Origin of the sequence: Pseudanabaena sp. 'Roaring Creek' (assembly GCF_001402795.1) — a bacterium.
Lineage (GTDB): Bacteria > Cyanobacteriota > Cyanobacteriia > Pseudanabaenales > Pseudanabaenaceae > Pseudanabaena.
The window spans coordinates 1-10,240 of record NZ_LIRE01000322.1; the positions used below are offsets into that span (position 1 = coordinate 1).

Consider the following 10,240-nt stretch of genomic DNA (forward strand, 5'->3'; position numbering starts at 1 on the left):
TATAGATAATTCAAATAAAAACTACAGCTTCGACTTCGCTCAGCTAGCTTACACCGAGGGCTGAGCGAAGTCGAAGCCCGTCTACAAGTTATTTAAAACAACTATACTTAGAGGATACCCTTCAAGAAGAGAATGGCGGCGCTTCGTGCCGCCATTCTCTTCTGTACTACAGCAATTGCCAATCAAACCCAAACTAAGGGAATTTTTAAAAGCATTGCAGAACAACGCTTTTAAAAATTCCCTTAGTTTGGGTTTGAGCGCAAAGCGCTTTAATATGCTTGACTACAGCTACATAGTGCTATTTTTCCGTAAAGCAATGTAGGCTAAGGTGTGGGCGATTCGGAAAGTCGCTGTAAATTTATTAATATTGAGATTTTACAAGTTTTGATTACAACTACATCGTCAAGCTTTGTCACCTCTGATTTTCCTCCCATCTGTGGAAATGAAGATGTAATTCAACAGGCTGTACGGGATGATGCTCCTGTATTTTTTAATAACGATTCCAATGAAAACAATCTTCGACTTGAGGAGATTACTTCTGCCTTTGCCTGTGCCTTACATATGCACCAGCCTACTATTCCTGCTGGGGTAAATGGAGCGCCGATCTGCAATCTCCAGTATATGTTCGAGCACCAAGGTGAAGGCGACAATCACGATGCTTCCGCCTTTGCATGGTGCTATGGTCGTATGGGCGATTTCATCCCTCAACTAGTCGCGCAGGGGAGTAATCCTCGCATTATGCTCGACTATTCGGGAAACTTGCTCTGGGGATTGCAGCAGATGCAACGTCACGACATTCTGGATAATCTTAAGCGGATTACTTGCGATCGCCAATATCAGCCCTACGTGGAATGGCTCGGCACGATGTGGAGTCATGCGGTCATTCCCTCAACTCCGATCCCCGATATTAAGCTCCACATCCAAGCTTGGCAAAGTCATTTTGCTTCTATTTTTGGCATCGCCGCCCTAAAGCGCGTGAAGGGTTTTTCTCCGCCAGAGATGCATCTTCCCAATCATCCCGACACGCTTTATGAATATATCAAGGCTCTTCGGGAATGTGGCTATCGCTGGCTCATGGTGCAGGAGCATTCCGTGGAGCAACTCGATGGTTCGGCGCTGACTCAAGATCGAAAATACATCCCTAATCGTTTAGTGGCGAAGAACTCCAAGGGCGAATCGCTTAGTATCACAGCACTGATTAAAACCCAAGGTTCGGATACGAAGCTAGTCGCTCAGATGCAGCCTTACCACGAGGCAAAAAGTCGTGGCAGACAGATGCTCGGTCAAGTATTAATTCCTTCACTAGTTTCTCAGATCGCGGATGGGGAAAATGGTGGCGTAATGATGAATGAATTTCCCCGCGATTATCCATTGGTGTGGGAACAAATCAAAAACAACGGACGAGGAAAGTCGGGTGTTGTTGGTTTAAATGGAACGGAATATCTAGAAATGCTCGAAGATGCAGGAATTCATCCTGCGGACTATCCTCCCATTCAAGCTGTGCAACAACATAAGGTCTGGCAAAGGGTAGCTCAAAATCGCGATCGCATTAGCGATCGCACTGACGATCTCACTACCGATCGCATTAGCGAACTCCAAAATCTCAATACTACTGAAGTCGAGCAGGCGATCGCCGAACTGAAAGCAAGCGATCGCCAGTTCCATATGGATGGAGCCTCATGGACAAACAGCATGAGCTGGGTACATGGCTACGAAAATGTATTAGAACCGATGAATCAACTCAGTGCCAAGTTCCATGAAAAATATGACGATCTGGTAGCTCAGGATCCCTCAGTGACCAAGCGATCGGATTATCAGCAAGCCTTACTTTATAATTTCCTCGTCCAAACCAGTTGCTTTCGCTATTGGGGACAAGGAAAGTGGACGGACTATGCTCGCGAATTCTATCGCCGAGGTGAAGCTATGTAACCAAAGATCGTACCGCCCACTATGCGGGCGGTACGATCTTTTCGGTTTTAAGTTGATCTTGGAATAATGCGGTATACAATTTCTGAGGCAATCAATTTTCACGATCACCCAGATTATGACTTTTCAATGGTTCGATCTTGCATTTAAGGTTCAAGGTTCTGTTGCGCCGATCATCTTGCCGAGGGTTCTGATTTTTGCGGGATTTGCCTTGGGGATCTCGGTGTTTCACTACTACGAGCCACAAATATCGCTCAAAGTCTTTGGGGATATGACTAACAATGTGGTCTTTAATCTAGTTTTAGGATTGCTCTTAGTATTTCGGACAAATACCGCCTACGATCGCTATTGGGAAGGACGCAAAGCTTGGGGAACTTTGGTAGTTAATATCCGTAATTTATCAAGATTAATGCAGATTTCTATCAATTCTCCTCAAGTAGAAGATCAAAAAGACAAAGAGAAATCGATACAGTTATTAACTGCCTTTGCGATCGCTACCAAACTACACCTCCGCAACGAAGAAATTTCCACCCATCTCAATCAAATCCTTACTGAGGATGAAGTTCTAAAACTAAACAACGTCAAACATGTTCCGCTCGAACTGACTCTATGGCTGAGTAGCTATCTGCAAAAACAAATGCAAAGCGATCGTTTTGACACTAATTATTTTGTTACTATGAATACTCAAATTAATGCTTTAGTGGAAGGGTTAACCAGTTGCGAACGCATCCTCAAGACTCCATTGCCGATCGCCTATCGCATTTATTTAAAACGGTTGATTTTGATTTATTGCTTTGGCTTGCCATTCCATCTCGTCATTGATATCCATTGGTTAACGGCGATCGCTGTGGGATTAGTTAGTTTTATTCTGCTGGGAGTAGAACAGATTGGTAATGAAATCGAAAATCCCTTTGGTCATGATTTTAACGATCTCCCAATTGATGAGATTTGTGAAGGCATAACTAATAATGTCAAACAAGTAATTTCCTATCAATCAATATAAATTTGTCATGGGCATTTGCAACTCTTTCGTCATTTATAGCTGCCGCTATTCTTGTAGTGTTGCCGCGTGGAGCGCGGCAACACTATTTTTGTTTTTTGCTCAGAAGCCCAAACCCGAAATATGAGTGGCAGCGCTTCGCGCCGCCACTCATATTTCGGGTTTGGGCTTCTGAGCTACTTAGGAAACTGATTCATATATTGAGAGATAGTTCGCTTGATATCTTTAATAGTAATAGGTTTACTAATATAGTCATTCATTCCCGCATTAATACAAGCCTCATAATCATGGGGAAGAACGTCAGCAGTAATTGCTACAATCCAAGGCTGAGTGCTCGATAATAAACGTTCGCGAATTAACTGGGTCGCTTCCAGTCCACCCATGACAGGCATTTTTACATCCATAAATATGATGTCATAGGCTGGCTTTGCATCTTGATTAAGGAGCATATCAAGGCAATCTCGACCATTATTCACTGCATCTACTTTGTATCCGAGTTTTTCTAACATGAGAAAGGCTATTTTTTGATTGAGAATATTATCTTCAACCACCAAAATTTTGAGAGGGACTGGATCGATGGTATTTCCTAACTTGATTAGGCTCGTATACTCCTTAACTGTAGAAATCTGATTGTCTAAAACTAAGGGTAAGGTAATTGTAAAATAAAATGTGGAGCCCTGTCTATTACGGCTAGCAGAATCGATCATCCAATCTGATGGAGGCTTGCCGCCTACTTGCCCCCGACTCTCTACCCAGATTGTTCCATTCATCAGCTCCACTATCCGTTTGCAAATCGCTAAACCTAGCCCAGTACCACCATACTGACGATTGATTGAAGCATCAGCTTGAGTAAAGGGTGTGAATAACTTATCAATGCGATCGCTATCGATGCCAATCCCCGTATCTACGATGGAGAATCTAAATTCATAGATGTTATTAGCAATTGGTTTACGGTAATAGCTGATATTGATATAGCCTTGTTCGGTAAATTTAATCGCATTGCCAATTAAGTTAATAAATATCTGTCGCAATCGCGAACTATCTCCCAAAACTGTCGTTAGAGCGTGATTGCTAATTTGGTATTGGAGATTGATGTTTTTATCAGAAGCCTGTTTGCTTAGGAGTTTACAAACGGAAGTAATCGTATCATCAAAGTTAAATTCTTTTTGTTCTAGTTGTAGATTTCCAGATTCAATTTTTGATATATCCAGAATATCATTAATAATATTTAGTAGGGCATCACAGCTATCTAAGATAATTTGGACAAAGTTTTTTTGATCGTTTCTTAAAGGCGTAGAAGCTAGTAATTGCGCCATGCCAATGACTCCATTCATCGGCGTGCGAATTTCATGGCTCATGTTAGCCAGAAATTCACTCTTAGATTTATTGGCAGTTTCTGCTAGCTCCTTGGCTTGGGCAAGGGCAATTTCCGTCTGTTTGTGTTCGGCTAGTTCTAACTGAAGTTTTTGGTAGAGATGTACCTGCTGGATGGCGATCGCAATTTGATTGGCGATGGTTTTCGTCATGTCAATTTGATGAGTCTCCCACGCCGCAACCTTGTGGGCTCTCTGAACGCTCAAACTCCCCCATACGGTTTGGTTGACAATGATCGGAACCATTAACCAAGCCCCTGACTTAGTCTTGGCTAGTTCCCGATTAATTTCATCCTCGATCTGATCGGAGTCATTAACTTGGACGATCTCTGCGCCCTTTAGCTTCTCAGCAAAGGGATTATCTCTATCGGGGACTTCTAATCCTATTGTATCCAAAAATTCAGGACTATCCTTAAATACTGCAATATGTTTCCAAACTTGACGTTCGGAAATATATTCAACGATCGTCGCCTGTTCTAAATTGAGTAAATGCGCGATCGCAAAAGTTGCGGAATCAAAGATCATCTGTAAATCTAAAGAACCACGAATTGTTTGGATAAAGCGATTGAGCAGTTTCTCCTGCTGGATTTTTTGTTTTAAGGCTACTTCTGCAAGTTTCTGCTCGGTAAAATCCCGCCAGATCAGCATTACGGATACAATATTGCCATTGCCATCAAATTCTGGCAAAAATCTTGATTGCGAATATATAACCCTGTCAATTCCATTCAATTTTGTATCTATTACCACGGGTTCACCCGTGGTAAACACTTTTTCTAGACTATCTTCCCACTGTACTACGATATATTCGGGTAGATTCACTTCCCTCATAGACTTACCGATATATGATTGGGGAGAGTTCCCCGACAATTGTCGAATTGCTGAATTGACATAGGTAAGACGAAAATCGCGATCGTATCGGGCAATCACATCTGGAGAGTTTTCAATGAGGGTTCTCACCTCCTGTTCTTGACGGAGTAAAGCTTGCTCGGCTAATTTGCGTTCCGTTACATCGCGACAAATACAGAACCGAATGACATCGTTATCCCATTCCAGTGAATTTGCACTAACCTCCATGTTACAAATCCTGCCATCTTTACTACGATGGAGAGTCTCAAACATATGACTTTTTTTGAGTTTAAATTCTTGAAGCCCTTTTTTCAGCTCTTCTCGATTCCATTTCACATCTATGTCGTAGATGCTAAGTTGGCGCATCTCTTCGAGGGTATAACCTAACATCGCTGCAAAACTCTGATTGGATTCAATTACCTTTCCCTTGCTATCAAGGATCACAATTCCATCAAAAGAAGCGTTCAATAGGGTTTTATTGCGGACAACTTCTTTCTCCAATATAATTTCCATCTGTTTGCGATCGCTAATATCGGAAACAACTCCATACCAAGCGGTATCGCCATTGCGCCGCCGTTCGGGACGCAAATTAGATCTCAACCATTTTATTTTTCCAGAAGGAGTTACGATCCGCCATTCATGACGCAGGGGAGTCAAATTTTTTAAACTTAGTCCGATCGCTTCCCACAGATCGGCGATATCATCATTGTGAATTTGATTGAATGCAAGCTGAGGATTTTGTAAAACATCTTTTACCTTGAGTTCCTTAATCGCCTCAAATGCCGAGCTTAGATATTCAAAATAGGCATAACCATCTGCCCTCTGCACAAAAATTTGAATAATTCCAGGACAGGATCTGTCTATTTTCTGAAATTTTGTCTCACTGGCTAAAAGAGCTTGTTCGGCAAGGCGGCGCTCAGTGATATCACGGGCGATTACGATCGCTGCATCCGCTTGAGCGGGGACTACGCGAATCTCTTCGTATCGCAGTTCGTTATCGATCGCTACCTGCTCGAAAATCTGGGTTTCCCCAGTTCTGACCGCCTGCCGAATTGCTCGCAACTGTTCGGCAGCGGCTTGCTGTGGTAATAACTCATCCAATTTCTTGCCGATGGGGTTCGTAAGCTCTGGGAAAAGATCGTACGGAGTTTTACAATACTTCGTCTCAAGACAAACGCCATCGACATTAACTAAATTAATAACGTCAGGGATCGATTCGACAAGAGAACGTAACTTTTGCTCGCTCGCCTCTATTGCCGCCGTGCGCTCCCGCACCTGCTGCGATAAGGAAATATTCAGATTTTGCAGATCTTGATAGATTTCCGCCTGCTGGATTGCGATCGCTAATTGGATCGACAATTCCTGAAGGAGCTGAATTTCATACTCTTCCCAATTACGCGGAGACGCACATTGGTGTACGATGAGCTGCCCCCATAGAATTTGCTGAGGGGGATTGCGATCGGGATGATTGCGATCGGGATGATTGGAAGTTGTACCACTTCTGAGGCGATTATCTGTCAATAAAATCGGGACAATGACATTAGCGCGAACCTGAGCCCCTGATAACATTTCCCGATGACATTCGGACAGGTTAGCGTTAGAGATATCAGCGTGAACAAAAACCTGTCCTTCGGCATGGGCTTGCATTTGCTCGGTAACAGAAGGAGTACAGATTTGCTCAAGCGAGAGATCTAAGCAGGATTGCCAAGGAGGAATTACTGCCTCGGCAATGATTTCTCTGGTCATATCTGCGGAAAACTTATAGATCAGGACGCGATCAGCTTTAATCGCCTTACGGACATCTCGAACAACTATCCGACATATGTCATTTAGATTTAAATATTGGTGGATATTGAGTGCAGTTTGCGAAATCAATAATTCTCTTTTACGGGCGCTCTCTAGCTGGTGCCTTAAGGCAAAGCTAGAGAGCAAACTATGAATACTTCGCTGTAATGAGAATTTAGTGATGTCGCTTTTAACTAAATAGTCAAAAGCTCCTAATCTCATTGAAACTACCGCATCTCTTACATCTTCACTCCCCGTTAAAATGATTACGGGCAATTTCAAATCTGACATTGCCCGATCGCTATCTGCTTCTAGATTTCTACGAATAGCTTCGAGTAGCTCTAGCCCACTATCTTCAGGCAAATTTAAATCAACGAGCACCACATCAGGATGTTGCGATTGCCATAATTCTAGCCCTGTTTGGACTGTTGATGCTTCTAAAATAAGATAATTAATTTGGGGATCGTCCTTAAGATGTCTCCGACAAAGTAAGCGATCGCTTTCAGAATCATCAACAATCAAAATAGTTTTAGAGTTAGGCATAGCTCGATATAAACTGATTCTTTACAAAATTTTGGGAGCAAATAAGAAATATTGTAAATTTATAGCAATCCTAAATGAGTAGAAAGAGCGTTATGATTTGGCTAAGCGAAGTTGAAGCCCTATTTCTCATGAATTATAGGACTGTTATATAATATTTACAATTCGACTAACTACAACTCGACCATTACAATTCAACTAATCACAATCCCCCTAATTCAATTAGCCAAATTAATGTGGTTTTACTGTGTAGTTATCAAGAATTTCTCTTCCTTTACGGGTTAAGGTTTCAGATCCTTCTAGCATTAGTAAATATTGTCCGCGCTCCAAACAGCCCCGACAGGAAATTGACAAACTACTTTTAAAAAACCATCCATACAAAGTCCCGATCGCACCACCAATGACCAAGCCGATCAGTCCAGATGTAGAGGCGATCGTAAATAGAGCCTGATACCAATCCAAATTTGGCAATTTAATACTAAAAATTAGATACAATATTGTCCCCGTTACCGTACTAATCACACCTAACCAAAACATCCCGCGTTTAGCGTAGCGCCATGTAGTGTAGGTAGGATTGAATAAACCCACACTATCGGGGCTGCTATAGCCTTTGCCAACTAGAGCCAAATGCTCTGGTGAAATGCCATGACATTGAAGTAAGCGATATGCTTCAAATGCTGAGGATTCGTCAGGTAAGACCGCAATCATCAGTCGAGAATGTTTTGAACGAGTATGAGTCACAAGTTAAGCCTGCTATCAACCGAATGTTTGCATGAGAATATAGAAATACTCCTTACTAGATTCTACAAAATTTAAGAGGGTTAAATCTATTTCTTAAAGGTAAATATAGCAATGCAAGCTTTAAAAAACCAAAAGATGGGTGGCGGCACGCAGCGCCACCACCCATCTTTTGGTTTTTAGTAATCCTAAGACAAATCACTCTAATTTAACAATCGCCTTGCGATCAATTAGTACCCGATCGGTCAGCAAGTCTTTAATTGTAGCAATTAGCACCCTCCGATCATCAATTTCAAACTTTACGGAAATGCGATCGCTTCCTAACTGACCGAGGGGTTCGAGGTGAGCGATGCATTGGCGATCGGCATCAGGATCGTTATCAGGATCAGCATCAGGATCGGCGGACTTTCTCGGTACTAACGAGCGAAAGTCCGATTGTTTGAGCAATTGACTGCTAGTCATCCGACCAGAGCGATCGTAGGTGACCTCAGCTTGGGCAATGTCGGCAACTTCGCCAATATCGAGCCAGATCTCCGCTTGCCCTGCGATCGCGGCTTGGAGGATTAAGGGCTCGGTGCGGTGACAGGGATATTTTGTCCCCTGCTCAAACAAAGTATAAAAGGAATATTGCTGGAGATAGGGTTCCCACAGCCGAATTGCGTAGCTATGACGCAAATGATCCTCAACGCTCATCTCTTGTCCAAGGGCTAACGCGCCATGGGCTACGGCTTCAAAGGGTTTGCCAAACTTAACTTTAGTTTTCCCAAAATAGGAAGTAATTAATTGCTGGATCGCCGCAATCTGACAACTACCACCTACTAGCAGAATATGTTCGATCGCCGCCTTACTGATGCCTCGCTTGAGTCCGATGGCAAGAACTTCATCAATAGCTTCTCGTAATTGCTCAATCATCTGATTCTGTTCGAGAATCTCGGTCAATTCGGTTTGCGTGAGTTGAAGTTGACGGGAAATCATCTGCTCGTCTACCCAGATTTCCCTGACTTCTTGAATGAGGGATAACTTAATCTTGATTTGCTCGGCAATTCCTAAAATACTCTGCCAAGCACTTTCCTGCATTTGCGATCGCAGGATTCCTAATTGACGCAAGAAATGTTCGGCAATCCAGCGATCGATATCGATCCCCCCAATATAAGCATCCGATTTGGCGATTACTTCGGCTTTAGCAGCATATTTTGACAATGGAGGATTGGCGATCGGCGCAGTACGGACTAAACTCAAATCTAATGTGCCGCCGCCAAAGTCAATCACCAATACCAAAGCATTTGGTCTCGTAATGGCGTAACCCAAAGCGGCAGCTGTGGACTCATCGATAACTTGGAAGTTTGGTAATTGCAGCTTTTCCGCCAAATTAGCAAACCAGTTGAGATATCCCGCAAATGCCCCCACGGGAGCAGTAAAAATTATTTGACTGGGATTCAGATTTTTTAAGTTCAAACGTTCCCAAATTTCGGTTAAAAAGATTTCGGCGATCGCTTCAGCATCATAAAATTCCCCATCAATCTCACGGGCAGGCGATCGAAAGCTCGCGACAATATCACGTTTGAAGCCTCTAAATAGACGCTTGGATTCCCCCTGCGATCGGGCTTGCGCTCCCAATAAAAATTTAGGTGGCTGATTTTGCACGTAAACTAGACTTGGCAATAGCCAAGCCTGTCCGTCAATCGTAGCAAAGTCATGGGAAATCTCATCAAAGTGTAGAGTTTTGGGAGTTGGCAGATGAATATCGCTATCCACTTCCAGAATAGCGATCGCGGTATTACTAGTCCCAAAGTCAATGGCGATCGCAGTCATAATTCTCCCTAGAATTACAGAGTTTTTGTTGCAAGTTCAGCCTACTGAGGCCAGCAATTCTCATTATGAAAATTTTGTCTTTATCTGGCGGCAACTATTGAGAATAGCCGCAATAGCGATCTTTAAAAAGCCGATGCTTTCGTTCAAAATTTGACGGCTTAGACAAATCAAAAGTCATAATGAGAATTGCTGTACTGAGGCTTTATCCCAAGTTAAGAAA

At 42.8% G+C, this 10,240-nt stretch carries 5 protein-coding genes; 2 read left to right on the forward strand and 3 right to left on the reverse strand.

Annotated features, from left to right (window positions below):
- Positions 1 to 453 precede the first annotated feature (453 nt).
- Together AC805_RS10940 and AC805_RS10945 are read left to right on the forward strand one after the other, a co-directional pair.
- A complete protein-coding gene (locus tag AC805_RS10940; protein WP_369122829.1) occupies positions 454 to 1,929 on the forward strand; it encodes a glycosyl hydrolase family 57 in 1,476 nt (491 codons plus the stop codon).
- A gap of 115 nt (positions 1,930 to 2,044) precedes the next feature.
- A complete protein-coding gene (locus AC805_RS10945) occupies positions 2,045 to 2,929 on the forward strand; it encodes a bestrophin family protein (protein WP_055075468.1) in 885 nt (294 codons plus the stop codon).
- A 173-nt stretch (positions 2,930 to 3,102) separates the two neighbouring features.
- Here AC805_RS10945 and AC805_RS10950 read toward each other — a convergent pair whose 3' ends face one another.
- From AC805_RS10950 to AC805_RS10960, 3 genes are all read right to left on the reverse strand, one after another.
- The gene (locus AC805_RS10950; protein WP_055075469.1) at positions 3,103 to 7,473 is read right to left on the reverse strand and encodes a response regulator; all 4,371 of its coding nucleotides are present in this window, start codon (positions 7,471 to 7,473) and stop codon (positions 3,103 to 3,105) included.
- 228 nt (positions 7,474 to 7,701) lie between these two features.
- Positions 7,702 to 8,211, reverse strand: coding sequence for a hypothetical protein (locus tag AC805_RS10955; RefSeq protein WP_231662669.1), 510 nt, complete (start codon positions 8,209 to 8,211; stop codon positions 7,702 to 7,704).
- A 195-nt stretch (positions 8,212 to 8,406) separates the two neighbouring features.
- Entirely contained in the window at positions 8,407 to 10,020 is a 1,614-nt protein-coding gene (locus AC805_RS10960; RefSeq protein WP_055075471.1) for an Hsp70 family protein, read from the reverse strand.
- Positions 10,021 to 10,240: the final 220 nt, after the last annotated feature.